The following is a 26,877-nucleotide window of genomic DNA, read 5'->3' as shown; positions in this document are numbered from 1 at the left end:
TGAGGATTTCGTGTTCTTCTCGGAAATAGGTAGAACCGTCCTAAAGGCGCACAGTTGCTTCGCGGCGGCTTTGTAGCTCCCCAACGTGTGCTTCGAGCGGGATTCCCGCAGCATGATCATTTGGTTCATGGGGTGAAATTGGCTCAAGTTTTAGGAATATTCGAATGTCTTAATTTGACAGGTGTGATTCAAAAAGGGGCGGTGTCGACGATATCAGCGTTCGACTTAAGCAAAGGCTCCTTGGCGGAGTTGATAGACCATTTCCCAGAGCAAATCGGATTCGCCCTGTGTGATGAGCGTCAATGGTGTCTTCTTGCCGAAGGCGGGGTTGGGACGATTGAGCCAGTCTTTGAGTTCGATATCGTCGCCAGCTAATTCGCGTAATGCTTGGATGAGGCGGACGGTTTCGTTGACCGGGCGCTTAATTTTTGGTGGCAGCTTTGGAGCGGCTTCATACGTTGCCAGCTTTCGTTCGGAGCAGTCAGCCATCTGCGCGAAGAGCTTCCTTGAGATGCCACGTTGCTTGCGCCAAGTCATTAAGGCGCTGCCGCTGCTGATTTTGCTGCGCTTTGTGGTGGGTTTGTCTAGGGTTGTCGTGCTCATGTAGTTATCAATGTAGCGAAGATGGATGGAACTTCAAGTAAAACCTGCAAAATTGCAGGTTTTGTATTTATGACCATTTCACCTCGCTTAGGATGCGTAGCGAGGTGGGGCGCTTTAGATTTTGAGGAAAGACGATCAAGTTGGTGCCGTCCGAGAGTGCTGCGCTGGGGCAGAGGAAGCCTTCGACTCCAGTAGCCTGCAGGGCCCAACCAAATGCTTGCGTGATGGATTCCCGTCCTTTGGTATTTTCAAACCGCCAATCGAGTTCGGTAATCGTTGAGTTTGAGAGTCGGAGGCGTTGGCGAATCGAACCATCGCGCAGGTCGATCACCTTTTTTAATTTGGCCTGTGCCGTGACAAACACAAGTGGAGCCGCACGACTGTCAGGAAATCCATAGTAACGCGTCGCGGCCAAAGCTTCTGCTAATGCGACTTCGGGTGCGAGGGCAGTGTAAGTTGCTAATTTGGTTCCTTTCGCTAGCCAACGCCCATTTGCATACAGTGGCCCTTTGCCCGCAAACATGTCAGCGACCGAAGTGTATTTCGGCTGCACAAAACGATACACCTCCGCGTCGAAAGTAGAGACTAAGTCGCTCACCCGTCCTTCTAGGCGAGCTGCTATCTGTGCGCGTTGTGAGTGTGCTTTCAATGGCAGGGTGTTTGGTCAGTGATTGAGTTCTATGGCTGTTAATCGGATTTATTTTAGCTTACTTAATGGGCGTGACTGCAAAGGTAACGACGTGACCCCATTTTGGTTCTTAGCTTACTTAATGGGCGTGACTGCAAAGGTAACGACGTGACCCCATTTTGGTTCATTCTGTGCCTTGCGAAAGATCACGCCGACGAGGCCCGCTTCTTTGCCGAGCGATTCAAGTGTGTGCCGATAGTGGACTTCCAGATCGTCACCGCTGCGCTGCGTCAATTGCGGCCATTGGTAGTCGTCCGGGATCGGGTTGTCATAGCCCAACTCTTTGCGCTCTTCCGCGAGTTTGAGGAAGAGCAGATAGGTGATTTGCTCCACGTAGTCGCCATAGCCGACGCCCGCGTTTTTGAGCACGTGCGCGTAGTTCCAGACTTTGGAGACGATGTTTTGTGAGGGGTCTTGGGACATGTTTCGAAATATATGTGTGTTTAATGGTGGGGCAGTAGACGTTTGTTACTTTCAGGAAATATACTCATTCTTCCCCGTCCTTTTTGCACTCATCGGAATACTTGGCTTTCAATTTCATTGCATTTGCATGCACTTCATTGAAATTTTCTAGTAGATCCGAAATTTCCTGATCGCTCAAACCATATGCTTTTAAAGTGCGCCTGTGATCAGGGTCTTTGCGTTTCCAAAATGGGCGCACGATCGCTAGGTTTTTTGATAATAACGGGAGTTGTGGATCAAATCCCCACTCCCATTCGCCTTTCAGTGCTTCTACTTGAATCGGGTTATTTAGTTGATGCAAAAAATCATGAGAAGTTGGTTCTTCTCCAGCCCATAAGCTGACTTTGTGCCTTCGCTTGACTACTACTTTGTCGTTAAGCCGAATTGGCATTTCGAAGGATACATGACCTTCGTTAAAAAACTTCCTAAGCGCGGATGAGTCATAAAAATATGTTCCGTCAACTTTTCCAACTGACCATGGCATCGCGTTTAGGACGATAGATACCGTTTCGGACCATTTAGCATTCTCACCAAGGTGGCGTTTTACAATTTCCGAATTCTCATTGAGTTGCCGACTAATTCGTTGAACTTGTTTTCTCGCATCTTTCATTTTTAATGAAAAATAATATGAAGATATCGTATTCATTCCCGATAAGCCGTAGTTTTTGCATTCAACAACAAACAGCTTTTCATTCCATATAAACACTGCATCACATTCAAATTGTTCATCGCCTAAAGTGTAATTAAAGGTCTTAGCATTCAACCCATGCTCGGTTAGGAGATCTAAGGTGTTTTTTTCAAATTGTTTCCCTTTGGATTTTATCTGTATTCCATTCGCAGACAGGAGAGATATTATTATTTCACTCAAGTTGGCACCGACATAAGCTGGTGCGAAGAAGTGCCATGCGTCGTCTGAACCTCGCAGTAGAGGAGTATTAAACAGATCATTGCGACTAGGTGAAAATCTTAGGGTTTCAATGAAGTTATTGGCTTGTTTGGATGAAAGGCCATATTGTTCAAGAACCTCCGTTAGTTCAGTGGTTGTAAATGTTCTTAACTCTAATGGTGATGACTCATCCTTTTTGAGCAGTTTTTCTTTCAACACTGCATAACCTCGAATCCAGTGTTTTAAGGATAATCCATTGAATATTTCTTTATCACTTTCAACTGGATAGCAGAATAAATCACCTATAGTGAGAAACGTCAGAATTTCGTCTCTGGAAATGTAACCATTTGGCGCTAGGGGAACTTTTGATGTTGATTTTGAAATTTTATCGTAAGCATCAGTCTCAAATTCTAGTGACATGGCATAACTTAGTTGAGCTCTTTTTAAGCGCTCATTGGCAATCTCCTCGATCAAAGCATCTTCAGATTCCAGATCGAAAATAAATGCTTCGATGTCCTGTTGCGTCTGTTTGTGATCGAGTGCTTTTATCCTTCCTGGATTTAGTTCTCCACCAAAGTATCTAAGTTGCTCTTCACTGGTTTTTAATACTTTCCAAACCATGCCTAAGTAAGCGGTCGTTCCTGATTTTAAGAGTGAATCTTCATCACTCATTACAATGTTTGGGATAACTAACTTTTGGTTACTTATCCAGCCATTTTCGTATGCGAGCATTAAAATCGTATCGCCTAGCGCATGAGTTACATTGTTTATTATTGAATCAGGGTTGTGTCTTTCGCCATCTGCCCCAGTTATTACAGGTGACATGACGTCAAGTATGCCTTCGTTAGCTGAGAAGGCTCCTGTGCTTTGTTCTAGCACGAGTTGGATCTCTCGGACGGCGCGACCTATTGCGGCCCAAACTTGATCATTTGGAGGTAGTTTTCCCGCGGGTGTTTCTTTTAATGTTTTTAGGATCTCCTGATATCCGCGTTCAACAATTGCTGCCTCAATAATATGCTGATCGAATCGCGAAATTAACTTAGAGTCATTGCTCTTTGAAATTTCCGAGCGGCAATACGTAATAAACTTTTGTTGTAGGGCTTGTTTTTCCTTAGAGTGACTCTTTTTAATTAAACAACCAGATAGACGGACATGTTTTTCTATGAAAGTAGGGATTAATGTTTTTTCATCTATAGATACACCATCCAATAAGGATTTACATTTTTTAAGGTCAAACTTACCGCATGCTTTTTTGAATTCTTCGGGACTAATCATATTTTAGCGTTAAAGGCGTTCGATAGTATCGACTGCCGTAGTTTAGAGGCGCGGAGGAGTTGTTGGTCGAGTTCACTTTCGACGTGGTCAATGGAGGTTAGGCGGGCTTCTGTTTCGGCGATAATTTGCTGTTGTTCTATCAGTGGAGGGAGGGGGAATGCTACGTCACGAAATCGATCTAAACTGATTTTCTTCTGCGCGACGCCTCGTGTTCTTGGCGTGATTTGTTCCGCTATTAGTTTGGAATTAATCGCGTTTACAAAGAATGACTTGCAAGTAATTGCACTAGTGAGGCGAAGCTTGATGCAATCGGCTGTGATGATCGCGTGCGGTCGATCTTCTGGATAGAGTGCAGCGTCGCCAGGTGGTTCTCCCATCTTTGTGATTAGCAGATCGCCCGGATCGACCGAATGAGCTTTTAATTCAATTGCCTTTTGATGGCTGACAAACTTCTCAGTGAGGTCGTAGTTGTTGGAGCGGATATGTCGGACAAAAACGAGCGGAACTCCGGAGTCTGTGTAATCTGAGACTTTTAGATTGCTGCCAAATGGTCCGATTGCGAGTGAGTAGTCCTCAGCCGCAGAAAGTTGATCCGGCGATGCCCAAGTCCAAAAGGTTGGGAGCTTTGAGAGGTTCTCGACTACTGGCGGAGTAGGTTCCTTGTATTTCCTTTTTCCATTCCACTGCTCACGTCTTTGCTTGAGAATCCGCTCCAGCAATTCCGAAGCGGGTTCGGTGTCGGGATTGGCTTCCCTCCATTCTTTGGTGAGTTCGCCGGTGACGGCGGCGGCGAGGACGGATTGGCGGTAGCGTTTGAGTTGGGCTTTGGCCTTTTTGAGGGCGTCGACGCCGGCGTCGAGTTTGGAAAAGAGTTCCTCAATCTTGGCGACGATCCGGCGTTGCTCGGGGAGTGGCGGATTTGGGACTTTGAGTTGGACAAATGCCTGCTTGGTGAAGTGCTTAATTGTGCTCCCTGTAAAGTGCTTTTCTAGTTCGCCTCTGGTTGCAGCCAATTCTAAGAAATAGACTAGAAGCTTGGGTTCGTAAGGTTCAATGAAACGGACACGGTGTAGTGCCTTTTGGAATTTTAGATCTGTGTCTTCTCGCGTCCAAACTGCAGCTCTTCCAGGTTCACCGCCTTCACAAACAAGCACGTCGTTTTTCTTGATCGAAAATTTTGCTTCCTCTTTCTCATCTTTAAAAAACATTTCAAGTAGGCTTGAAGTGTCGAAAGTTCCCCATCTGACATTGATGTTTCGTAAATAGGGCAGTGAGCGTCCTAATTTGTGTTTTGATCGATCCAACATTTTACCTAGCTTAACCTCTGCAATATTGCCAAGTGTAACATGTGATAAAGTCGTTGAATTAGTTGCACTCCTCATACGTTCAAAGCCTCCTCAAATTCTTGGGCGAGCGCTTGGCTGGCAATTCCCTCAATCGGAAACTCGGTTTGAAGGTTGTTCACTTTTTCAGAAAATGCGGCGGCGAGTTTGGGATCTTTTTTATGGATACCGTTGAGTGTGCGGGTGAGGAGCAAGCGGCTCGGGAGGTGTTTTGGATTTTGCAAGCAGAGATGGATGGTGCCGTCGATGATTTCGGTGGGATTACTGAGGCTGGTGCCTGTCTTATTGAGGGTATCGCAGCGAACGGCAAGGCATTGCTCCAAGCGGAGTAGATAATGGTCTAGAGCGGAGCCAGTTAGTGAGGAGTGGGAAGTGGGGAGTGGAGAGTTGAATACTAAGTCGGTTTCGGCTTCTAAGGCTTGGTCGAGGTCGGCTAGGACTTGCTCGGCGATCTTGTGGAAGCCGTGTTCGGGGAAGTCGTAGCTGAACTCGACAAGGCACTTGGCGTCGATCGTGCGGATCAGGCGTAGTTGCAGGGTCCAGTTTTCGCCTTGAGTGATGAGGTGGGTATAGACGGTGAACTCGGCGGCGGTTGCCTCGGGCACGGCGTCGGTGCCTTGGCGGCTGTATTGAGCGATGGTGTTGTCGTCGGCTTTGACTCCAGAGAGCATGAAGCCGCCGTTGCCGTTTTGCACCCAGAAGATGTAGGTGGTGGTCTGCGCTTCGCTTTGTAGCGCGACATGCTCACTCAGCAAGAGCGGGAGGGCACGGCTCATCCGGCCGGGGTTGTCGGTCTTTTGCATGGTGATGGCGTCGACCTTTTTAACCTTCTTCACAGTATTGCCGACGAAGCTGATGCGCGGGGCGTCGGCTGCTTTGGGCGGAAAGAGATCGGTGAAGGGGTGTTGATTACGTAGCCAGAGGGGGCCTTCGAGCTTGAGCAAGCCGACGCGTAGCTCTTCGTTTTTGATCGGGGCGGCGCTGTCGGTATCGGCTTTAGCGAGGGCGTCTTCCCAATAGTTGAGAGTTTGCACCCAGTCGGGTCGTTGCTGGGCTTGTAGTTGCTTCAGCAATACGCGGGCGGCTTCGAGCTGACCGGTGTCGAGATTGGCTTTGATCAAATTGTTGCCGACTTGGATGCCATGCACGCTGAGGTCGTAGCGGGGGGCGACGAGCTCGATGATTTGTGGCAAGTGGCCTTGGTTGCCGAGGTCGCCGCTGATCTGCATGAGTAGATCGGTGGGGATGGGAGTTTCGGCACGGCTGAGGCTTTCGCAGTAGAGCCTCATGGCCGCATCGAGTTCGCCTTGTGCGAGTCGGGCGCGTGCGATCCACAGTTGAGCGCGCCAGCTGCCAGGGAGAGCGGCCACACGCTCAAAGGCGGCAAGTCCGGCGGCTTTGCCGTCTTGATCGCGGTGGATGGATTCATACCAGATCAGGGCGTTGTCCTGATTTGGGTCGAGCTCCAGTGCGTGCCAGAGTGTTTGCAGTGACAGCGCCTCGTCGCCGAGCGCGGATTGTGCTTTGGCTAAATTGGTGAGCACGACAGCGCTTTCGCCATGGGTGGCGATATGTTGCGAGAGGACACGCTGCGCGTCGGTTGCGCGATCGGTCTGTAGATAGAGGATGCCGAGTGTGGTGTCGCCGCGCTCGGGAGTGGGGTCGATCTTGGCGAGTTGCTGGACGGCGTCTTCGATCTCGGCAAAGAAGCCATCTTGATAGGCGCTGACGATGAGGCCGTAAAGTTCGTCGGGATTACTCCACGCCTTTTTCAGATTGCCGAGCAGGACATTGTTGAGCCAGTCACGTTTAGTGATCTGCATCTCGCGGCCGTATTTGTCATGCGCGGTGATCGTCTCGTCGAGATTGACAGAGGGGGTTGCGGCAGGTTTGGACGCGTTTGAGGCCGGCTGCTTTTTGGAGCCAAAGAGTTTTTTTAGGAAAGACACGGAGGAGGAAGTCGGAAGGTGAGAAAGTGGGAAAGTGGGAAAGTGTTTTTAAGAGCCTAGTTGAAGCGGTAGTTTTCATAACCGACGAAGCCCTGATAAGCATTCACCATGATTGGGTTGCGCTTTACGAGGTCATCGACGACGTCCTTGTGTGGGTGTCCATAACCGCCAATGCAGCGTGCACTAAAGATACTAAATTGATGATGCCAATTTTTATAAACTTTCGGTCTCCATGACTTACTTGCTCCATGATGTGGCACTTGCAGATAACTGAGCCGTTGCCATCTGCCTTGTCCTAGGAATTTGTCTTCAATCAATTTGGACGTTGGTGCATCCATTGTGATGTCACCAGTGAATAGGAAACCACCATTCTCTCGGATGCTATTTGTAGAGGGGTGTCGGTGTCGCAGCATTAAATGGTTTGGTGCGAGTGGCAGGTGAATGAATTCAGTGGTTGTGAGAATACCATTGAAACGATCAGCACGACTTAGGTTTCTTGTTAAAGGTCCAGCATACACTTGTAGTGAGACCTCATTTGCATCGAAAGCACTTTTGGGGAGTGCTGGATTATTCACAGTTGCTGCCTGCATGTCTCGAATGAGGTGTTCGTAATCTTTCGGCGTTTTATTGCTTGATTGGAACTGACGCCAATGCGGTTCAGCATCCTGCCACCATTGCTGCAGATCCTTCAACTCTTGCGGTCGATTATAGAAGCAGAACTCCCATAGACCTAAAGCAGTGAAGGGCTGAGATGAGTTTTGTAGCAATGTGCGATGATTGAAGTCTGAATCCTCCTCTGCTGAAAATCCATCGATTGGCTGAGTGGAGGTCTTTTCATCCCCCATGTCTAGGTTTCGACGTGGTTTTTTATTTTCTTTAGGAGGAAAGTCCGGCTCTGGAGTATTGGATTCCGGCTCTTGGGGGTATTCGTCGCCCCCAGGGCTTATAAATAGAACTTGTTCGACGCTTCCTTCGGCTTCCAGTGATTGCAGGTATTGTGCGGGAGAAGTCAGAAATCTTAAATACCAATTTGCAGAGCCGGATGCGTCCATGAGTAAACGTAGCCTCTGAGCGGGGTATAGATAGGGAAGAACTAGTGTTCGTATTTGACCGCCATGCTTAATCAGCTCCACGACGCCGTTGACGTGATCTTGATCGTAGTGCGATAGCATCGCTAAATCGATCTCGTTCCCCTCGGTCTTCAGGTATTGTTGAATCTGATTTTGGAGAATTGAGAATTTTCCAGATATACCGCAGTCGTAGAGCCAGTTAAATGGCTTTATCTTTCCCTCACGACGGGCCAATGAACCATGAGCGAAGAGCCCTTGCCCGACGGGGCGAAATGCGAAGTAATGATGCAAGGTTACGCTCATGCTGGAAAGAAAATGGTTTGGATGAGTCCTCCAATGGAGCTGAGTGATGAGGCGGTTGAGATGATCTGAGTCAGTTTTAATTTCTTCTCCTTATCATCTTTCATCTTCTTAAGCTCATTTTCTCCAATCAAGTCTTTCTTAATTTTCTCAATCAAATCCTTTATGAGTGCTTGGTGCCCTGTGAGATCTTTGAAAATCACGCCATGCACATGGTCTAGCACTTTGAATAGTGTGCTCAGGGATACGACGATGGCTTCGGAGTTCTTATCGTATTTGACGGTGCCTTCAGCGATGCGCACTTCACGTTGAACGTAGCGGAAGTAAGCTGGATTTTCTAATTTAAAGCGCACTTCACCTGACTCGATTCGATTCACTTCGGTAATCGTTGTTTTCCATTGTTTGAGGATGTCCATCCAAATGGTTTCGATGGTGTCCTCTTCAAATTTGACGGCAGCGGTTTCAAGTAAGGCCTTCAGTCGCGACTCCTTGATCTTGAATAGTTCACTTAGAGTGAATGAGTCGAAGGGTTCCTTCGAATGCTTCAGGAAGGTGTGGATGAGCAGTGCGTCGAAGTCGGCTTTGGGCATGGCTCCGAGGCCTTGTCGCTCAACGTAGTTGTCGAGCAATGTTTCTAGGACGTCGTTTCGCGCCGTTTTAGGGATTTTTCCGAAAACACTCATAATGTATATAGGGTCTGTAGTTGTATCGAATTGAGCTTTTGCACTTCGTTGGCGGCTAGGAAGAGACTGTTAATGGACAGCAGCCCAGATCGGGCGGGTTTGCCAGTCGGCAGGGAAGCCCATGTGGGGGATCAAGTTCGCGGGTAAGGTTTGCAGGTGCGTGACGAGTCGCTGCGGCCAGTCGCCGCGTGGCTCGATGACTTGCACGCAGTGAATTAAAAGAGTGAGTGTGTTGTAGAGCTTACGGCTCTCGATCTCCTCTGATTTCGGATAATGCTCAAGTGCTTGTGCGAGAGGAATCGGTTTCTTTTTCGGCACGCTCAGTTTGATTGTTAGGCGTCGATTCCAGAGGCGGCTGTGGTGCGCACAAATGTTACGGATATAATTACATTGAGTGAGCAGTGAGCTAAAGCTGCTTTCGTTTAAATGATAATGGTCCGCGATACACTCACGTAGTTGCGCTTGCTTGGTTAAGCGATAGAATCGGCAGAATTTACCAAATTCAAGGAGTTCGATGGCGACCCAGATCTCGGGCCGGTGGCAGGGCTTCGTTTTGTAGTGTTGGACGAATATTTCTTTGCTAGCCTCAAAGCAGTCGTCAAACCATGCGAGTAGTTTTGTATGTGCGGGGACGTGGCTAAAGGCAGCAGGATCTTCATAGGCTTGGCATCCGTATGCCTGCCCAAGTTCATACGCCCAGCGTGAGCGCGCTGAAATTTCTAGGCGTTTGCAGGCTTCATTCACGAGTTTACGAAGTTCGCGGTCGAAGTCGTAGAGCTGCCAAATTTGCTCAAAAGTAGTGCCCGCATGAAATCGGTCGTGATTCGTGGGATCTGTGAAACAGCGCCAGTAGATTGAGAGGCGATAATAGTTATAATTTGCGAGGCAGTGCAGGGCATACGCCTCGTCGTCTACCGTGAGCCCTCGGTCTTTAAGCAGTTGAAGCTGCGCTACATAAGTGAGTGGAGGCTTGTTCATGCGGCACGCACTTTCTGGGATTTGGGCAAAAAGAAACCTCCCGTGGTGCACATCGTAGAGAGGTGTGGGAGGTGTTGATGGATGTAGTGTGCCGCGTAACCAGTCTTCACGTCAAACATATTTTGTATCCCATTGGGATGCGAACTGTTGTTTGTGACCTCTAATTCTTTGTTGTCCATAGCTATGGTTGTTTGACCCATATATGAATTACCCGACTAAGGCGGTGTTGAGGTCTTCGAGAACGGATTTGAAATCCTTGCCGAAGAGTTTTCGGGCTTTGGCGAGGCCGCCCTTTTGATTGAAGGGGACGTCTTCAAAGTCGTCGGGCTCGATGGCGGCGCTGCTGGCGATGTGATCTTTGATCATGTGGAGCCATTCGAGGTGGGTGCTGCTAAACGGGTTGGTGCCGAAGGCGCTCGGGCGTGGCTCGGCGGCAGTGATCGATCCATCGGCATTGCGCGCTGGTTCGGTGTCTTGCGATGCGCTGGAGTTCTGCTCGTCGAGCCAGGCGGCAAAGCGTTGATCGACGATCTCGGCATAAGGGACGAGGGGGATGCTTTCGGGCTGTATGCTGTGACGGACGAGGGTGATGAGATTGGTTAAGGTGCGCAGGGGCGCTTCACTGGGCTTGCGGCCTTCGAGGTTTTCGTAGGCGCGCCAGACTTCCTCAGGGGCGATGTTATACGGAGGCTTGGTGACGGCGGCCGCGAGTTGCTTGATATGGCTGTAGTTGAGGTGCCGGTCTTTGTGCGGCAGGTTGTAGATGAACTGTAAGGCGGTGAGTTCGTCTTTGGTGTCCTCGATGAATTGTTTCCAGCTATCGATTAGACCTTCGGCTTTTTCGGTATCGTAACCGGCGAAGAGGACGGTGTCGGAAGAGGTATGATCAATAGTGACCTCGGTATCGCGGCGCTTTTGCTCTAAGAATTCGCGCAGTGCGGGATTGGCGGCAATGGGCTTGGCAGCTTCGTCGGCCAAGGTGTCGGTCGCGAGTTGTAGTGCCTCGGGAGTGACTTCGTCGGCAGAGGCATCAGTATGGCCTGCGGCGTGGTCGGCGATGACGTCGGGATCGGTGGCGCGGAGCAGGCTGGCGGCGATTTGTTTGACGCTGAGCCCGCCGCTGAGTTCGCGGACAGTTTGGCGGTCGCTCTCGGTGAGATTGCAATCGAGGCGTGCCAATCGATTGGCTGCGCTGGCGAGGGTGTCGGGATCACGGTCGCCCATGGCGATGCCGAGCAAGAGCTTGTCAAAGGCGACGGTGGGCTTGCGCTCGAGTGGGCGGGAGTCGGTCTTGTCGGATTCGGTCACGCCAACGGCATCGACGAGGACGAAGTGTGTCTTGTTGCCGCCGTCGGGTGTGACGCTCTGAAAGTCGGTGGGGTCGATGGTGCGGGTGCCACGACCTTTCATTTGCTCAAAGTAGAGCTGGCTGCGAACGTCGCGCATAAAGATGAGGCACTCCAGTGGCTTGATGTCGGTGCCGGTGGCGATCATGTCGACGGTGACGGCGATGCGAAACTCGGGCGCGGTGCGGAAGGCTTTGATTAAATCCTCGGGCTTGGCACCCGCGCGGTAGGTGATCTTCTGGCAGAAGTCGTTGCCCTTGCCAAATTCCTCGCGGACGAGGTGCACAATCTCTTCGGCGTGGTTGTCGTCTTTGGCGAAAATGAGTGTCTTGGGCACCCATGGCTCGGGATAGCCGAGCGCCTTGGCACGTGCGGGGCGGCTGGGGAAGAGGTCGGTAAAGAGTTTGTTGCGAAAGGTGCGAATGACGGTGCGTATCTGGTCAGGTGCGATGACGCTGCGGTCAAGGTCTTTTCCCGTGTAGTCTTCGGCCTCGTCTTGCAGCTTCCAGCGCTCGGTGCGGGTGAGACGGTCGCGCTTCTTGTAGTCGAAACCAGATTCGAGCGTGCTGCCGCCCTCGGTGATCTGGGTCTTGATACGGTAGATGTCGTAACCGACGTTGACGCCATCGGCGACGGCTTGCACGTGGGGGTATTCAGTGACGAGGTTTTGGTTAAAGAAACCGAGGTTGTGTTTGGAAGGAGTGGCGGTGAGACCGATCAAGAAGGCGTCGAAATATTCGATGACTTGCTTCCAAAGATTGTAGATCGAGCGGTGGCACTCATCGACGATCACGAAATCGAACTCTTCAATGGGGATCTGTGGATTGTAGCTGATCGCCTTAGGCTCCTTGTTGTCGTCGGCCTGAGTTGCGGCGAGCTCGTAGCCGGAATGCTCGTCGAGATCTTCTTCCATCTCTTTGCCAGCAAGCTGTGAGTAGAGGCGCTGAATAGTGGAGACGGTGACCTTGGCGACGGGATCAATGCCAGCGGGGCCGAGCATCTGCACATTGTAGAGCTCGGTGAATTTGCGGCCATCGTCGGGTGTGGTGAATTGCTGGAATTCGTTGACGGTTTGGCGGCCAAGGTTGCCACGGTCGACTAGGAAGAGAATGCGCTTGGCTCCCGCGTGCTTGATGAGTCGATAGCAAGTGGTGGCTGCGGTGTAGGTTTTGCCTGATCCGGTTGCCATTTGAATGAGCGAACGAGGGCGGTTGTCGGCTAGCGAGGTTTCTAGCTTGGAAATGGCATCGATCTGGCAGTCCCGCAGTGGCGCGGTGATGAGAGTGGGGAAGGTCTTGAGCCGATCGCGCAGTGTGTCGGGCTGGCGCACGCGGGCCAGTAGCTCTTCAGGGCGATGAAAGGCGAATACTTTGCGCGCACGGGCGTCGGGTTCACGCTCGTCGGTGAACAGCGTCTCGAGGCCAGTGGTCTCGTAGATGAACGGTAGCGGGTCGGCCCAGCGCTGAATGTGCCTGGTTGCGGCGGTGCCATATTCGGCTGCTTGCATGTGGACTGCACTGAGTGTGACGCCTTCCTTTTTAGCTTCGACGATACCGATCGCTTTGCCATCTGCGAAGAGCATGTAGTCGGCTGGGCCAGTGGCCGTTGGGAACTCGCGAACGGCGACGCCACATTGAGCCGCAAGGTTGATGGACTTTATATCTTGGACCACCCAGCCAGCAGCGGAGAGCTGCCCGTCAATGTGTTGGCGAGCCTGTAGTTCTGGTTGGGAGACGGACATGTGAATCAGGAGACGATCTTTGAGTGGTAATTCATAGATAAAAGCTGTTTGTGTGAACTCTTGCAAAGTAAAATTTGGTGAGGATTTTTGCTTTGTGAGTTTACGGGATATTGTTTTTTGTTCCCAGTTTGGTGTGATTTCGCTAGATGCTTCTCTTAAATCGCTAAAAGCACTCGTGTTACCAATCGTGACACTGGCCCTCAATCGACCTTGCAAAAAAAAAATAATACGGATGTCGCGGTCGCGGATTTCAAAGGCATCCGTGTCAGTCAGTTGGAACGATCCGCGCTCCGTGATTGGCCCGAGGGGGCGAGATGAACTTTTTGAAAGGGAGCGGCAGTTTAAATTGGCCTTTGACGCCTTTCTGTTGCTCATGTCATATCTGTCGAAAAATCAAAATACCGATTAAATTTATTCAACAAATAGTCTCAAAGTATGCTTTCACTTCTCATTTCAGCGCTGGTCGCTATCGCATTGGCTAGTGCCTCGAACGCTTTGCAATATCGTACGGGGACGACGGTCTTCTTTAGTATCGCCGGATTTGCTGGCACGTTTTTCCTGATCGGATTCCTGGTCCGGAAAAGAATGTCCAAGGCTCAAGCTGCGCTTCAGGAGAGCATGGAAACCGCTCAGAGGCGTATGCAGCGGAAGGTGCAGCAGTTCCAAAACAAGCCGGGCGGCAATGTTAAGCAGATACAACGTCAGCTCGAAATGGATCAACAGGCCATGTTTAAGCAGGGCTTGGAGCTCACCAAGGGGCTTGAGCCCTTCCGGAAGTGGTCTTTGCTCACGGGGCGTCAGATTGCGACCATGCGCCTGCAGTTTCACTACCAGCTCAAGGAGTTCGACAAGGTTGATGAGATCCTCGCCACCTGCGGTTTTTTAAGGGGCCCGCTGATGATGGAACCTATGTCGGTGGCCATGAGGATGGCGCGTTGTTATAAGAAGAATGATCTGGAGGGGGCGAAAAAGGTCTTCAAGCGCCATATTATGTGGTTTCGGGGGGACCGCGGTGCTTTGTTGTATGGCTTAATGTCGTGGATCTACGTTAAGGTTGGCGAGCCCGATGAGGCACGCCGGGTGCTGTTGAAGGCCAAAGAGTCCACGGGCGTCGATACCTTTGCCCGGAATTGGGAACACCTGTCCAATGATCGTGTAAAGAGTTTCTCTAATGCAGGATTGGGGGATGAATGGTACAGTCTCTATTTGGAGAATCCGCCCCCTGTTAAGCAGCAGCGTGTGCGTGGCAATGGCCGCAATCCGCGTGGCTTCTAGCGCGGGAGATTGATCGCATAGTGAATGGCGACGAGGCGAATGACGACTACAATGAGGCTGGTGAGTAGGAGTGAGACGGTCTCATTGAAGTTTGCATAGTCGAAGCCGAGCAGGGCGAGCCCGCCGATGATACAGGCGGTGGCATAGATTTCTTTGCGCAGCACCAGTGGTACTTCGTTACGAAGCACGTCGCGCAAGAGGCCACCAAAGGTGGCACTCACCACACCGATCGCGATGGCGGCCCACCCTGCGAGCCCATAACTTTGGGCAATTCGCATGCCAGTGACGAGAAAGATGCCGAGCCCTAATGCATCTATTATGGAGACGATACGAGTGATTTTTTGCCAACTATTGGTGCCATGTAAGGCCACCATGACCGCGCTGACGGCTAGTATAAAATAGGCGGGGTTGGTTAGAAATGCGGGAGGCAAGTCGCCCAACATGATACTTCGTAATAAGCCGCCTCCCGTGCCAGTCACGAGTGCGACGATGAACATGCCGAACCAGTCCATTTGGTGTTGTCGTCCTGCGATGGCCCCCGAGACGCAGAAGACAAAGGTGCCTAAGTAGTCCCAGTATTCTAGCATCCCTTGCACTTGTATCGGATCCATTCTTGCAGGGCCCCGCTCAGTCTTCGATGGTTGGTTCGCCGTCCAGATAGTTTAAGGAAGCTAAGAATCGGTCCATCACTCGCACGGTTGCTCTATAATAGGGCATCTGCGCTTCGGTGTAGTTGAAAAATCCATGCGGCTGCCCTTCGTAGAAATGCAGGTCGCAGCGTCGGCCGAGGGCTTCCATTTGCTGCTTGTAATCCTCTGCCATCGTGACCGGAACATGAACATCCTGAGTGCCGAACAATACGAGCGTGGGGGGGGGCTCTGTGCTCAGGTTGTGGGCCGGCGAGAAGGACTGCCAGTAATCTTTGACTCGATCATAGCCATAGCTCTCGGGGCCGTTATTAAATACGGGGTTAAAGAGCACCAAGGCTGCGGGCTTGCAACTGATCGAGCAGTCATCCTCGCTTTCGTTGAAATCTTCAAGCGTCGCCGTCGCGGCGGCCACATGGCCCCCCGCAGAGCCGCCTCCAGCGAGGATTTTATCCGGATCGATGCCCCATTCTGCCGCATGGGCACGTAGCCAGCGCATCGCCGATTTACCATCTTTGACGCACTCCTGCGGACTGGTTCCGTGCTGTTTCTGCACGCGGTATTCGGCGGAAACGGCAACCATGCCACGCGATGCCAAGTAGGCGCAGTGTGGAAAAAACTGGCTGGGGTTTCCTATCATCCAACCGCCTCCAAAGAAGAAAAGAATCGCGGTGCGTTGATCTGTGGACGCATGATCTGGCGGCAGAAAGACATGCAACTTAAGCGAGTGGCCATCAACCACCTTGTAAACCGCAGTGTGTGAGGCATCGAAACCTTGTATGTTGAGACCTTCAGATGAAGAAACGTGTGTCATCCGGTTAAACAAAGTGAATTTTTGTTAAAGGCCAATTCCCAAGTCGTTCTCTTTCTACCTCTGCTACAAAATAAAAAGCGGCCGCCTTTCGGCGACCGCTTTGAGTAGAATGAATCGTGTGAGCGGTGGAGACCGCTGATCCGCTATTCCGCTGCTTTTGTGTCTTCAGCGGCTGGAGCTTCTGCTTCAGTGGCTTCTTCAGCTTCGCCTTCGGCAGCTTCCTTAGCTTCTTCGAGTGCAGCCTTGCGGGAGAGGCGAACCTTGCCCTTTTCAACGCCGATGCACTTGACGACCATTTCGTCGCCCAGCTTGCAGATGTCTTCGGTCTTTTTGACGCGGAAGTCAGCCAGCTCGGAGATGTGCACCAGGCCTTCTTTACCAGGTAGGCATTCGACGAATGCGCCGAAGTCCTTTACGCCGCGAACGATGCCACGGTAGGTCTTGCCGACTTCGATTTCTGCAGTGCAGGCATCGACTTCCATGATCGCGCGGTCCATGGATTCTTTGTCGGTTGCGAAGATGAGCACTTGGCCTTCGTCGTTGATGTCGACTTGGGCGCCGGAAACTTCAGTGATGCGGCGGATGTTTTTACCACCGGGGCCGATGAGAGCACCGATCTTCTCGGGAGAGATCTTGATGGTGTGGATGCGTGGTGCGTGCTCACGTAGATCCTTGCGGGACTCAGGCATGTGCTCGGACATGATCGCGAGGATCTTCATACGAGCGTCGCGGTTTTGCTTGATCGCTTCGAGTGTGATGTCGAAGGGCAGGCCGCTGATCTTGAGGTCGAGTTGGAAGCCTGTGATACCGTCTGGAGTACCAGCGATCTTGAAGTCCATGTCACCGAAGTGGTCTTCTGCACCGAGGATGTCGGTCAGGATGACGCTCTTGGTGATCTTACCGTTTTCGTCCTTTTCAGTCACGAGACCAGTGGAGATACCAGCACAAGGTGCGGTGATCGGCACACCAGCATCCATGAGAGACAAGCAACCGCCACAGATGGAAGCCATCGAAGTGGAGCCGTTGGAGCTCATCACTTCAGACACTACGCGGATGGCGTATGGGAACTCGTCTTCAGGAGGAAGGATCGGCAGGAGTGAACGCTCTGCAAGGGCACCGTGACCGATTTCGCGGCGACCGGTGAATCCGAAGCGACCCGCTTCACCCGTGGAGAACGGAGGGAAGTTGTAGTGCAGGATGAAAGACTTGCTAGTGGCGCCGCCTGTAAGACCGTCGATGTCTTGTGTGTCACGGCTGGTGCCGAGTGTCGAGATGACGAGGGCTTGTGTTTCACCGCGGTTGAAGATGGCGGAGCCGTGCACGCGAGGGAGCACGCCAGTGTCACAAGAGATGGTGCGAAGATCCTTCGCGCCACGACCATCGACGCGCTTGCCTGTGTCGAGGATGTTTTGACGGTAGAGCTTTTCTTGGATTTCGTCGAAAGCGCGAGCGACGTCGTCGCCCTTTACGTTTTCAGCGCCAAGCTTGGCTTCGAGAGCCGCAGTGGTTTCCTTGGCGATGGCTTCGATCGCAAGCTTGCGCTCGGTGTAGCTGTCGTGGCCGAGGGCTTCCTTTACCTTGTCTGCTGCGTGTTCTTCGCAGAAGTCAGTCACTTCCTTAGGAGTGATGATGAGTGGGAATTCCTTCTTTTCCTTGCCGGCTAGCTTCGCGAGCTCACGTTGAGCGGCGATGATGGGCTGGATGGCCTTTTGGCCGTATTCAAGAGCTTCGTAGAAACGCTCGTCGGAGATGAACTCAGCAGAACCTTCGATCATCAACATTTCGGTTTCGGAGCCGACGTAGATGAGGTCGAGGTCGGAGTCGAGCATCTCATCGTGGTTCGGGTTGGTGACAAACTCACCGTCGATTTGACCGACGCGCACACAGCCGACAGGGCCATTCCAGGGGATGTCGGAGATCAGAGTGGCAGCAGATGCGGCGTTGACCATGAGCACATCCGGCTCGTTGAGTTGGTCGGTGGAGAGCAGCAGGCCGATGACTTGAACTTCGTTCATGAAGCCCTTAGGGAAGAGCGGACGAAGGGGACGGTCGCAGAGGCGCGATGTCAGGATTTCTTTTTCAGAAGGCTTGCCTTCACGTTTGAAGTAGCCACCTGGGAATTTACCACCGGCGGAGAACTTCTCGCGGTAGTCCACAGTTAGGGGGAAAAAGTCTTGTCCGGGGCGGAGTGCGGAGGCTGCGGTAGTCGAAACGAAGAGCTCTGTTTCGCCGGAGCGGATGGTGACAGCGCCACTTGCGAGGCCTGCGAGGGTACCTGTTGCGAACTCGATATCGAGTCCTTCAACTTTTACGTTATGTTTTTGTTTCATATCTTTGTCTTGTATTTTGCTTTATGCATTCAAAACGACTGTTCTGGGATCGGACCTTACTATGTCGCTCGCGGCTCAAATCGGTTGAGTCGCTCGGATGAAAATTTATGGGAGGCTGGGAACGTTCAATGCCGAACACTGAACGTCCAATATTGAATTATGATTTTGGTGAGGTATGTGACCTTCAGCTCTTAATCTTACTCCTAATCGTAATCCTCTTTTTTCGTAGCAGGGTTGGCTTTGCCGCCCTGCTTGATTGTCGGGCGGCGAAGCCAACCCGACTACTGGAGGATTACGATTAAGATTATGATTAAGAACAAAAAGGGCAGTGGAGTGAAAGAACAGGGATTTTAGCGGGCTTTGCCGGTGATGGCTTGGGGACTGGGGATCTAAAGTAAAATGCCGGACCTCCATCGAGGAAGTCCGGCATTGGAAAAGTGATTGGCTATCGGCGAAGACCCAGCTTTTCGAGGATCGCGGTGTAGCGGTTGAACTCGGTGCGCTTGAGGTAGTCGAGTAGCTTACGGCGGCGAGCTGTCATGGCGATTAGGCCACGGCGTGAGTGGTAATCTTTGCGGTTTTCGCGAAGGTGCTCGGTTAGGTGCTTCACACGTGCTGTGAGCAGCGCGATTTGGACCTCGGATGAACCGGTGTCGCCTTCTTTAAGACCGAACTCTTTGATGATCGCTGCTTTATCGATTGTTGTATCCCCGACGGGTGCTGATTTTGACATAGTATTTTGATTTTTGTGATCACGACTTGCGGGCTTCGAGTTGTCGAAACCGTTCAAACCGCCACTGAGCCGTTTGAACCGTTGAACTCTCCCGTCCGTGCGGAGGAGAGAGAAGTCGAGGAACGGGCTCTTCGCAGAGCGCGCTCTAACGCTGAAGGGCAGGAAGATGTAAGTTCGGAGGCTCGGTGCAAGGAAAAAAGTGGGGTGATTGTTTTAGCATTTCCGGTGGGCGTGCGCGTGTGATGCCCTGCGCCAGTGTTGAGTGCTCTAGCTCGCCCTCGCATTCATCGTCGAGGCATTCATGCTGGTCGCGATTTTCCTTGGATGGGGCTATCGCCTGACGCATTCATGGAAAAGGGGAGCGATTGATTTCGTGCTGACAAAGTGCGGCAGCTTGGCCTTTAGTTTTCTTTCCCGTTAATGTTCATTAGTGGCTTAACTTAACCTTTTAGGTTAGATTGGCTTATGATTTACCACACCATCGACAACACCCGCTTCCAAAAATGAGCCCTCTCAAAATTCAGCTACAGGCGTTCCGGCGTCGAGTCGTCGCCGGATCCTTTCCGCAGTATTCAGATTTGGCCGCGGGCCTTCGCGGATTGCGTTTTGTGCAGGCGGATCCGATCCGGTCGCCTGCGCGGGCGCAAGATTTGATGCTCCGCCATCGAGTGGATGCGTATGTCTCCGGTGACTTGGAAGAAACGTATCCTCAGTTAGATGCCGAAGAGGGCTATCTCTTTGCCTATGGGTTTATGCAGCCAAAGGTTTGGCAGGATCTCCACACCAAGCCACCAGTCGGGAAGTTGAAAGCGCTGGAGCGCCAAGTGCTGGCCTTCGTTAAAAAGCACGGAGAGGTTCACCCTCGGGCACTAGCTGAAAGTTTCGGGTCGCGTTCGGTGACCAATTATTGGGGCGGTCAATCGCAAGCGACCAAGCGCGTTTTGGAGGACTTGCACGACGAGGGGCATTTGCGAATCAGTCGCCGCCAGAAAGGCGTCAGGATTTACGCAGCGGCTGAGCACTCGCGCCCAAAAGAAGCGAATCCGGAGGCTCGCTATGCGCGCTTAGCCATGACGACGGCTCAGGTCTTTGGCCCAACGACGAAGTCCTTTTTACTCTCGGAACTTAAAAGCCTCACGCACCTCGTGCCCAAGCGTAAAGAGAGGGAAGGGATCGTCGATCAACTGGTCGCCTCGGGGCAGCTCGCCGAGGTCGAGGTGGACGGGCTCAGGTATCTTTTGCAGCCCGACCATTGGCAGTCGGATGCAGTCCCCGACAGGGTGCGGATTCTCGCTCCCTTTGATCCGCTCGTTCGGAACCGTCAACGCTTCGAGCAGCTGTGGGGCTGGAGCTACCGCTTTGAGGCTTACGTCCCCGCATCCAAACGTGAACGGGGCTACTATGCCATGCCATTGCTTTGGAGGGAAAAGGTAATCGGTTGGGCAAATGCCAAGGTGGTCGATGAGCGGCTTCAGGTAGAGATCGGATACGTCAGTGAACCGACAAGCTCATTGAAATTTCGCCGTGCATTGGAAGCCGAAATCGAAGCGATGACGAATTTCCTGGGTTTGCAAAGTGGCGTCTGGGCTCTGAATTTCAGGTAGCGCAGCCGCGTCTCGCGGCGCATCGGTGTTTTGGTTGGCATGGTGTTCAGGAAATTCATCGCTTGTGCCTATCGGCTTGGTTCTAATGAGCCGATTAGTGTGTATATTCGGCTCATTATTGTAGTTTACATGAGCCGAATAAGTGCCATATTCAGCTCATGGAGTATCATTGGCAACTGCCAGACTGGCCGGAATTTCGCTACGAATTGGGCGAGTTGGAAGCGTCTTTGCTCGATTTTGTGGATCGTGCGGGCCTCGTAAGTGGCTCTGTCCAGGCTTTGCCCGAAAGCGAGCAAAACAATGCCATCGCGGATCTGATGATTGTGGAGGCTCTAAAGACTTCTGAGATTGAGGGAGCCGTCCTAAGTCGCCCCGATGTGGCGTCTTCGATTCGTAATGGCTTGGGGCTCAATTACCCGCATCAGCCTGTGCGTGATCGAGCTTCGGCAGGTGCGGCAGAATTGATGCTGGCAGTGCGCTCCGACTGGGCTGCGGATCTCTCAGGCTCCGTTTTACTGGATTGGCACCGTGTATTAATGCAGGGCGCAAACAATATGGCGATCGGCCAGTGGCGCTCGCATGTGGAGCCGATGCAGGTCGTTGAATTGACCTTAGGGGAGCCGAGAGTGCTCTACGAAGCGCCCCCTTCAGACTTAGTGCCCGCTGAAATCAAAGGCTTTGTGGAATGGTTTAATACGAGTCGCGATCAGATTCGTCATGCACCGATACGCGCAGGGCTGGCTCACCTTTATTTTGAGTCGATCCATCCTTTCGAGGATGGCAATGGTCGGGTCGGGCGCGCAGTGGCAGAAAAGGCCTTGTTTCAGGGAGCGGGGCGTCCGTTGTTAATGAGTCTTTCTCAGGCAATTGAAGCCGACAAAACGAGTTATTATACGGCATTGCAACGCGCACAACGTAGCAACGAGGTGACCGACTGGCTACGTTACTTTGTCGATCTGCTGTTGCGAGCCTTAGACGAATCGCAGGCGCGCATCGACTTTGTGCTGAAGAAGGCCCGATTCTTTGACCGATACCGCGAAGCACTTTCGGAGCGTCAACTTAAAGTCGTTCGGCGGATGCTGGATGCAGGACCAGCTGGTTTCGAAGGTGGCGTCAACGCAAGTAAGTATCAGCGACTCACGGGTGTCTCGAAACCAACCGCGACCCGCGACCTGCAGGAGCTCTTGCAACAGGGAGTGCTCACCTCGATCGGAGGCGGACGCAGCACCCGCTATGAAGTGAACCTTTGATCCGCTCGTTCGGAACCGTCAACGCTTTGAGCAGCTGTGGGGCTGGAGCTACCGCTTTGAGGCTTACGTCCCCGCATCCAAACGTGAGCGGGGCTACTATGCCATGCCATTGCACTGGCAGGAACAGGTAATCGCTTGGGCAAATGCCAAGGTGATCGATGAGCGGCTCTAGATAGAGATCGGATACGTCAGTGAACCCGCAAGCCCATTGAAATTTCGCCCTGCATTGGAAATCGAAATCGAAGCGATGACGGTTTTTCTGGGTTTGGGCAGTGGCGCCTGGGCTTTGAATTTCAGCTCGAAGCGATAACTGTTTTTACGGGGAGATTTTTAGATCCTACGTTTGGCCGCTTTTTAGGCCTTTAATTCAAAGAAATACGAAATTCCCCATGTCAGCTTTTGGGTCCCAGAATGGAAGAGCCTACTAAAACATGAAAAATTGGACTGACCCTTTTGAGTTCCCGGACCCTTTATAGCTTTCTATTTCAAGTGTTGTCCTTCCTTTTCCTTGTATTATCTATCGATACAATCAAAATAACGGTTATGTGGTTTGATGAGCTAGAAAAAATTGAAAATCCTGGTGCGAAAGAACTATTGCTTTTTGTAGAGCAAACGCGCCGATTCCTTGGTGATGTAGTTAAGGATGACAGATTTTGGTGGCTATGGATGGACTATCAGGGCTTGAGAGAACAAGCCTATAACACCTATCAGAACTTCATAGTAGAAGGGCCGGGTCTAGAGATCGATTCAGTTATTATGGATCTGGATCCATTGCCCTTGAATAGACATGGTTTAATCGGGTCTCCACTGCGATTTAAGTTTAGTGTAATCGCGCAATTAGACCGTGAGTTGACATCTTTTCTTCCGGACTTTGCTTCCGACGAACTAGATTCAAAGTCATTTAAGAAGGTAGTTAGAAATTGGTTTGGTCTAAGAGAGTGGTTTAAGAAACTCGTTACTGCTATTGATGCGACTTTGGATTCGATATTAAAATGCGCTGATCTAGTCCTCCCGGGTGCAGGTGGAATCATCAAAGAGTTTAAAGATACAATCGTTTCGATAGCTTGAGGGTTTTATTGTGGGCTTTTACTTAAGAAAGAGTCTTCGTTTTGGCCCCGTCCGATTTAATTTGTCGAAGTCGGGCGTAGGTGTATCTGCTGGGATCAAGGGATTTCGAGTTGGTTCTGGACCGAGAGGCAACTACGTCCATATGGGGCGAGGTGGCGTTTACTACCGGAAGACTTTACCCGCTGGCCGCAATGGAACTTCAGGGTCGAAGCAGCAAGCAGTTGATTCTCACGAGCAGGTCCAGCCTAGTTTACCTGGCGATATTGTCATGGATGAAATCGACAGTGGCGATGTTGGTCAGATTGTTGATTCTTCATCCAGCGATCTAGTCGAAGAACTGACGCTTAAACGTAAGAAAACAAGATATACGCCTCTAGTTGCAGTGGCACTTGGAATATTGGGATTTGTCTCCTTGTTAAATGAAAGCACAGGGGGGCTATTTGCCCTGACCCTCATCGTCGCAATTCCAATACTAATCTTCTTCGTGATTCTTGATCGTAATCGGAAGACTACAGTTGTCTTCTATGAGATGGATGAAGTTTCTGAGGGAGTCTTTAAGTCGCTCTATGACAGCTTCGAACAATTCAAGAGATGTAAGAAGATTTGGCATATACCTTCTGCTGGGAATGTTCATGATTCAAAGTATCACGCTGGAGCTAGTCGTTTGGTGACTCGGAAATTGGTTTCCGTGTCATTTACAAACCCCAAATTCGTGAAAACCAACGTGCCGACGCCTAATTTTTCGGTTGGGACACAGCAGATCTATTTCTTTCCGGATAAGATTCTAATATTTGATAATTCGGGTGTCGGTGGTTTGTCCTTTTCCAACTTAATTATCGAGCGTTCACCTGTTCGTTTTATTGAAGACGAAGGTGTGCCTCGTGATTCTCAAGTTGTTGATCGAACTTGGAGGTATGTGAATAAGAAGGGCGGACCAGATCGGCGCTTCAAAGATAATAAAGAGTTACCGATCGCTGAATATGATTCCGTTCACCTAAAGAGCCTGTCCGGGCTCAATGAGTTATTATACGTTTCAAAAGTAGGAGCCGTCTCTACGGTTAAGTCTGCAGTCGAGGCATCCGCGAAACTTCTAGGTGCGTGACTCTTCCTTCAGTTTGCTCAAAGTCGAAGCAAACAAGCCGGTGGGCACGGCGACGACGCCGAGGCCTACGATGAGGATGAGGGTTGTAAAGATGCGTCCGCCGGCGGTGATTGGATAGACATCGCCGTAGCCGACGGTGGTCAGGGTGACGACGGCCCATCACATGGACGAGAAGATGGAGTTGAAGACTTCGGGTTGGGGTTTAAAAACGGGTCATTCCGTGAAAAACGGGTCATTCCGTATATTTCGATATAAAATCTTGGTATTCCGGGTTCGGTTTCTGCTCGATCTCTCGCTCCAAGCGTTTCGCATAGACACCCACGAGTTGAGGAGAGCCCATGTTTAGCTTGTGCGCAATCCAAGTGCTGGGCGCGCTGGTGTGGCGCTTGAGTTCAGCGGCGATCCATACTTTCCAGGCCGCGGATTTCCGATCGTTGGCAATATCTACATCCGTTCTGCTCACCGCCTGCATGCCTCTTTGTAGTGTATCCTCCCAGATTAACTCATTGGCCTCGGCCAAGTCTTTGCCCTCCATGCGCAAGCGCTCAGACGTTCCGTCTTTCAAAAGCCCTTCGCTCTGGAGAAGTTCCCGTTTGAACTCTTTGGTCCCCAGTGCCCAACCCCGGCACATTTTGTCAAAAGCCATATCCTTACGCGCCGTCTGATCCTCGCTTAGCCATAGGAGGTAGGCCTGGTAGCTGCGATGTCCTTGCGCTGTATCCGATAGATTGCCAGCCGCTCTGAGTGCACCCGTTGGATCCAGGAATTCGGGTCTTGAAGCCGGGTTTCGCAGATACCAATAGCTCGACCAGCGGTAGTTGTGTAGCCCCTCCACATCGCAGATGCCCGCCCTGACAGGGTTCAATGCGACGTAGTGCAACAGCGCCCCGAGGTAAGTATCCTCTTCAACAATGAGACTCTTGTAGCGCCCCTGGAACAGTTTGCCATGTACTTGCCTGAACTTGTGGTAACGATTCGCAAAGGTCGATTGCAGCCATTTCATCCCATAGACGAGGTTCCCTTTGGGAGTGCGGATCACCAGATGGAAGTGATTGGTCATCACGCAAAACCCCTCCAGTATCCAGCCGCACTTTTTGCATGCCTCAAACAAGCACTTTTCGAAAGACCGGTGCGCCCCCTCATTGATGAACAAATCCTGTTGGTAGTTCCCACGATTGATCACGTGATAAACTCCGTTCTCGCGTTCGATCCGTAGACTGCGTGGCATGATTGGTAAGCTTATGGAGAAAGAAGGTGATCTGGGCAATTATAAATATCGAAAAATACGGAATGACCCCTGCTATGGGAGATATTGTCAAGCGGTTTAGATTTGGCTAAATCATGATGTGTAAGTTATCAGTATTGATGATTGTAATTTGAAACGTTTCCTCTGCTGGATGCAGTCGGCAAACTGCCGTGCATAACCTGCTATCCGCACTCACCGTTCTCGGCGGTGCAAGTTGATCTATTCAATCGGCAGGAGGAACAAAGGCCGCGCAACCTTTAAGTCGGATCTTCAAAAATCCAGGGGTCAAAACGCGCAGGCCTCCGTTCCAAATTCGGTAAATTTATTCGTTACATCGTTTTCGCGTTCACCTTAGCAACTCGTCCTTCACGTAATGCCCGTGTTGAGTAAGCAGTAGGATAGGCCACTCTCAAGCCAACTGCTTCAGGTTCAATTTGCCCCGTATTGATTCGCCACCAGTCCACGGCAAAGCGTCGAGCAATCGCTACGGTCATTTTCTTCTTCGCCTTACCAAAGGGTTCATTGCACATTCGTTGCTTCCAATACTTGATCGGTTCGTAGTCTGGTTGGAACTGTAGGAAGCGCCAAACAGCTTCTACTAGATTGTGACGTATGCGTGGGTTTCCGTGCTTATTGATACTACCTTGCTTGCGAGTGCCGCCGCTAGAGGCTTCGCCTGGACATAAGCCGGTATAACTGGCAACTTCTCGACGATTCTTGAAACGTGTGTAATCACGAAACTCATTATCTAAAATGGATGCAGTCAGTGCGCCTAAGCCCACAGGGAGTTTCCGATTTGCGGAGCGCTCTTCACGTGCAGTGGTTTCACGGAACTGTTTATCGATTGCCGCTAGCACTGCCTGGAATGGTTGAAGGATCGCAATCAAGTAGTCTGGCAACTCTTCAAGTAGTTTCTTAAAGTTACATGACTTCCACCAGCTCATCTGCAACTCGTATCCATAGTAGCGCGCATTACTAATACCTACGTTTTGTAGCCGCTTGAGTTCCTTCGATAAGGTGTCGCGTTGGCGGCTCAGACTGCGAGAGCGTTCTTGTTCTTCGGTGGGCACTCGGACAACGCTCAATGCTCGTTCATTGCCTGCTAGAAAGCGATCTAAGTGGCTGCAGAGTTCTCGTGCATCACGAGCGTCAGTTTTGACCTTGGATCCATAGTCGTCCCAGTTTCGCGGACGCACTACGAAGTTCTCGATCCCCATTGATTCTAGCTGCCGATGCAAAACGTATCCAAAGCAACCAGCTTCGTAGCAGGTAACGATCCGTATGGCTCGATCGCGCTGCCCTGCAATCCACGTAAGGAACGCGTCTGGGCTGAACTTCTGTGGAGACTTCGGCGATTGGTTGTCCAGTTGATGGACAACCACATATTCTCGCTTGTGAATGTCGATTCCAAGCTTGAGGACTTCGGCTTTCGTCTCAGTCTGTTTGTCTGATATGGGAGTGAGTGATTTTGTATTCTTCATGGC

At 51.2% G+C, this 26,877-nt stretch carries 23 protein-coding genes and 1 pseudogene; 6 read left to right on the top strand and 18 right to left on the bottom strand.

What is annotated here, in order from left to right; all coding sequences use genetic code 11:
• Positions 1–225: 225 nt before the first annotated feature.
• From SH580_RS07395 to SH580_RS07345, 11 genes are all read right to left on the bottom strand, one after another.
• Positions 226–603 carry an antitoxin Xre/MbcA/ParS toxin-binding domain-containing protein gene (locus SH580_RS07395; protein ID WP_319834375.1) on the bottom strand — a complete coding sequence of 126 codons (378 nt, stop codon included), beginning with the start codon at positions 601–603 and terminating at the stop codon, positions 226–228.
• Positions 604–670: 67 nt separating this feature from the next.
• Positions 671–1,252: an RES family NAD+ phosphorylase gene (locus SH580_RS07390; protein WP_319834374.1), complete on the bottom strand. Its 582-nt coding sequence runs from the start codon at positions 1,250–1,252 to the stop codon at positions 671–673.
• Between the two features lie 114 nt (positions 1,253–1,366).
• On the bottom strand, positions 1,367–1,714 hold the full coding sequence (locus SH580_RS07385; protein ID WP_319834373.1) for a type I restriction-modification system subunit M N-terminal domain-containing protein: 348 nt from the start codon (positions 1,712–1,714) through the stop codon (positions 1,367–1,369).
• Positions 1,715–1,778: 64 nt separating this feature from the next.
• Positions 1,779–3,914, bottom strand: coding sequence for a nuclease-related domain-containing protein (locus SH580_RS07380; protein ID WP_319834372.1), 2,136 nt, complete (start codon positions 3,912–3,914; stop codon positions 1,779–1,781).
• Positions 3,911–5,296: a restriction endonuclease subunit S gene (locus tag SH580_RS07375; protein WP_319834371.1), complete on the bottom strand. Its 1,386-nt coding sequence runs from the start codon at positions 5,294–5,296 to the stop codon at positions 3,911–3,913. The genes SH580_RS07380 and SH580_RS07375 overlap by 4 nt, the downstream gene beginning before the upstream one ends.
• Positions 5,293–7,206, bottom strand: coding sequence for a tetratricopeptide repeat protein (locus tag SH580_RS07370; protein ID WP_319834370.1), 1,914 nt, complete (start codon positions 7,204–7,206; stop codon positions 5,293–5,295). Before SH580_RS07370 ends, SH580_RS07375 begins: the two co-directional genes overlap by 4 nt.
• Positions 7,207–7,262: 56 nt before the next feature.
• A complete protein-coding gene (locus SH580_RS07365; RefSeq protein WP_319834369.1) occupies positions 7,263–8,579 on the bottom strand; it encodes a ComEC/Rec2 family competence protein in 1,317 nt (438 codons plus the stop codon).
• Positions 8,576–9,259: a hypothetical protein gene (locus tag SH580_RS07360; protein ID WP_319834368.1), complete on the bottom strand. Its 684-nt coding sequence runs from the start codon at positions 9,257–9,259 to the stop codon at positions 8,576–8,578. The genes SH580_RS07365 and SH580_RS07360 overlap by 4 nt, the downstream gene beginning before the upstream one ends.
• Positions 9,260–9,328: 69 nt before the next feature.
• Positions 9,329–10,237 (bottom strand): Abi family protein, encoded by a 909-nt coding sequence (locus SH580_RS07355; RefSeq protein ID WP_319834367.1) that lies wholly within the window; start codon positions 10,235–10,237, stop codon positions 9,329–9,331.
• Positions 10,234–10,416, bottom strand: a complete 183-nt coding sequence (locus tag SH580_RS07350; RefSeq protein WP_319834366.1) for a hypothetical protein — start codon at positions 10,414–10,416, stop codon at positions 10,234–10,236. The genes SH580_RS07355 and SH580_RS07350 overlap by 4 nt, the downstream gene beginning before the upstream one ends.
• Positions 10,417–10,444: 28 nt before the next feature.
• A complete protein-coding gene (locus SH580_RS07345) occupies positions 10,445–13,324 on the bottom strand; it encodes a type I restriction endonuclease subunit R (protein ID WP_319834365.1) in 2,880 nt (959 codons plus the stop codon).
• Between the two features lie 435 nt (positions 13,325–13,759).
• Here SH580_RS07345 and SH580_RS07340 point away from each other — a divergent pair, with 435 nt between their 5' ends.
• Positions 13,760–14,599, top strand: a complete 840-nt coding sequence (locus SH580_RS07340) for a hypothetical protein (RefSeq protein WP_319834364.1) — start codon at positions 13,760–13,762, stop codon at positions 14,597–14,599.
• On the opposite strand, the gene SH580_RS07335 is transcribed toward SH580_RS07340, so the two are convergent.
• From SH580_RS07335 to rpsO, 4 genes are all read right to left on the bottom strand, one after another.
• Positions 14,596–15,210, bottom strand: a complete 615-nt coding sequence (locus SH580_RS07335) for a trimeric intracellular cation channel family protein (protein ID WP_319834363.1) — start codon at positions 15,208–15,210, stop codon at positions 14,596–14,598. The two genes, SH580_RS07340 and SH580_RS07335, sit on opposite strands and share 4 nt — an antisense overlap.
• A gap of 16 nt (positions 15,211–15,226) precedes the next feature.
• Positions 15,227–16,060 (bottom strand): alpha/beta hydrolase, encoded by an 834-nt coding sequence (locus SH580_RS07330; protein ID WP_319834362.1) that lies wholly within the window; start codon positions 16,058–16,060, stop codon positions 15,227–15,229.
• A gap of 143 nt (positions 16,061–16,203) precedes the next feature.
• Positions 16,204–18,390, bottom strand: a complete 2,187-nt coding sequence (pnp, locus tag SH580_RS07325) for a polyribonucleotide nucleotidyltransferase (RefSeq protein WP_319834361.1) — start codon at positions 18,388–18,390, stop codon at positions 16,204–16,206.
• Positions 18,391–18,835: 445 nt separating this feature from the next.
• Positions 18,836–19,123, bottom strand: a complete 288-nt coding sequence (rpsO, locus tag SH580_RS07320; protein ID WP_319834360.1) for a 30S ribosomal protein S15 — start codon at positions 19,121–19,123, stop codon at positions 18,836–18,838.
• A 503-nt stretch (positions 19,124–19,626) separates the two neighbouring features.
• Here rpsO and SH580_RS07315 point away from each other — a divergent pair.
• The 5 genes from SH580_RS07315 to SH580_RS07300 all read left to right on the top strand — a co-directional run bounded on the left by SH580_RS07315 (position 19,627) and on the right by SH580_RS07300 (position 24,147).
• Positions 19,627–20,727 (top strand): DNA glycosylase AlkZ-like family protein, encoded by a 1,101-nt coding sequence (locus SH580_RS07315; protein WP_319834359.1) that lies wholly within the window; start codon positions 19,627–19,629, stop codon positions 20,725–20,727.
• 158 nt (positions 20,728–20,885) lie between these two features.
• Positions 20,886–21,977: a Fic family protein gene (locus SH580_RS07310; RefSeq protein WP_319834358.1), complete on the top strand. Its 1,092-nt coding sequence runs from the start codon at positions 20,886–20,888 to the stop codon at positions 21,975–21,977.
• Positions 21,978–22,011: 34 nt separating this feature from the next.
• Complete coding sequence (locus SH580_RS22005) at positions 22,012–22,149, top strand: hypothetical protein (protein WP_345786252.1); 138 nt, start codon at positions 22,012–22,014, stop codon at positions 22,147–22,149.
• Between the two features lie 317 nt (positions 22,150–22,466).
• Positions 22,467–23,045, top strand: coding sequence for a hypothetical protein (locus SH580_RS07305; protein ID WP_319834357.1), 579 nt, complete (start codon positions 22,467–22,469; stop codon positions 23,043–23,045).
• A gap of 10 nt (positions 23,046–23,055) precedes the next feature.
• The gene (locus tag SH580_RS07300) at positions 23,056–24,147 is read left to right on the top strand and encodes a DUF4236 domain-containing protein (protein ID WP_319834356.1); all 1,092 of its coding nucleotides are present in this window, start codon (positions 23,056–23,058) and stop codon (positions 24,145–24,147) included.
• On the opposite strand, the pseudogene SH580_RS22000 reads toward SH580_RS07300, so the two are convergent.
• From SH580_RS22000 to SH580_RS07290, 3 genes and pseudogenes are all read right to left on the bottom strand, one after another.
• A pseudogene (locus SH580_RS22000) lies at positions 24,136–24,345 on the bottom strand (potassium channel family protein); the annotation flags it as partial. The gene SH580_RS07300 and the pseudogene SH580_RS22000 overlap by 12 nt on opposite strands.
• Before the next feature lie 34 nt (positions 24,346–24,379).
• Complete coding sequence (locus SH580_RS07295; RefSeq protein ID WP_319834355.1) at positions 24,380–25,375, bottom strand: transposase; 996 nt, start codon at positions 25,373–25,375, stop codon at positions 24,380–24,382.
• Positions 25,376–25,722: 347 nt separating this feature from the next.
• Positions 25,723–26,874: an IS110 family RNA-guided transposase gene (locus SH580_RS07290; protein WP_319834354.1), complete on the bottom strand. Its 1,152-nt coding sequence runs from the start codon at positions 26,872–26,874 to the stop codon at positions 25,723–25,725.
• Positions 26,875–26,877: the final 3 nt, after the last annotated feature.

The sequence above is a fragment of the Coraliomargarita algicola genome (assembly GCF_033878955.1).
GTDB classification, from domain to species: domain Bacteria; phylum Verrucomicrobiota; class Verrucomicrobiia; order Opitutales; family Coraliomargaritaceae; genus Thalassobacterium; species Thalassobacterium algicola.
Note: the sequence above shows the minus strand (reverse complement) of the source record. Positions and strands in the feature narration are given on the sequence as shown.

Bases quoted from the DNA above. Each gene is read 5' to 3' on its own strand.
- SH580_RS07395 (WP_319834375.1), bottom strand. From the start codon at position 603: ATGAGCACGACAACCCTAGACAAACCCACCACAAAGCGCAGCAAAATC.
- SH580_RS07385 (WP_319834373.1), bottom strand. From the start codon at position 1,714: ATGTCCCAAGACCCCTCACAAAACATCGTCTCCAAAGTCTGGAACTAC.
- SH580_RS07380 (WP_319834372.1), bottom strand. From the start codon at position 3,914: ATGATTAGTCCCGAAGAATTCAAAAAAGCATGCGGTAAGTTTGACCTT.
- SH580_RS07375 (WP_319834371.1), bottom strand. From the start codon at position 5,296: ATGAGGAGTGCAACTAATTCAACGACTTTATCACATGTTACACTTGGC.
- SH580_RS07365 (WP_319834369.1), bottom strand. From the start codon at position 8,579: ATGAGCGTAACCTTGCATCATTACTTCGCATTTCGCCCCGTCGGGCAA.
- SH580_RS07360 (WP_319834368.1), bottom strand. From the start codon at position 9,259: ATGAGTGTTTTCGGAAAAATCCCTAAAACGGCGCGAAACGACGTCCTA.
- SH580_RS07355 (WP_319834367.1), bottom strand. From the start codon at position 10,237: ATGAACAAGCCTCCACTCACTTATGTAGCGCAGCTTCAACTGCTTAAA.
- SH580_RS07350 (WP_319834366.1), bottom strand. From the start codon at position 10,416: ATGGACAACAAAGAATTAGAGGTCACAAACAACAGTTCGCATCCCAAT.
- SH580_RS07345 (WP_319834365.1), bottom strand. From the start codon at position 13,324: ATGTCCGTCTCCCAACCAGAACTACAGGCTCGCCAACACATTGACGGG.
- SH580_RS07340 (WP_319834364.1), top strand. From the start codon at position 13,760: ATGCTTTCACTTCTCATTTCAGCGCTGGTCGCTATCGCATTGGCTAGT.
- SH580_RS07335 (WP_319834363.1), bottom strand. From the start codon at position 15,210: ATGGATCCGATACAAGTGCAAGGGATGCTAGAATACTGGGACTACTTA.
- SH580_RS07330 (WP_319834362.1), bottom strand. From the start codon at position 16,060: ATGACACACGTTTCTTCATCTGAAGGTCTCAACATACAAGGTTTCGAT.
- pnp (WP_319834361.1), bottom strand. From the start codon at position 18,390: ATGAAACAAAAACATAACGTAAAAGTTGAAGGACTCGATATCGAGTTC.
- rpsO (WP_319834360.1), bottom strand. From the start codon at position 19,123: ATGTCAAAATCAGCACCCGTCGGGGATACAACAATCGATAAAGCAGCG.
- SH580_RS07315 (WP_319834359.1), top strand. From the start codon at position 19,627: ATGAGCCCTCTCAAAATTCAGCTACAGGCGTTCCGGCGTCGAGTCGTC.
- SH580_RS07310 (WP_319834358.1), top strand. From the start codon at position 20,886: ATGGAGTATCATTGGCAACTGCCAGACTGGCCGGAATTTCGCTACGAA.
- SH580_RS07295 (WP_319834355.1), bottom strand. From the start codon at position 25,375: ATGCCACGCAGTCTACGGATCGAACGCGAGAACGGAGTTTATCACGTG.
- SH580_RS07290 (WP_319834354.1), bottom strand. From the start codon at position 26,874: ATGAAGAATACAAAATCACTCACTCCCATATCAGACAAACAGACTGAG.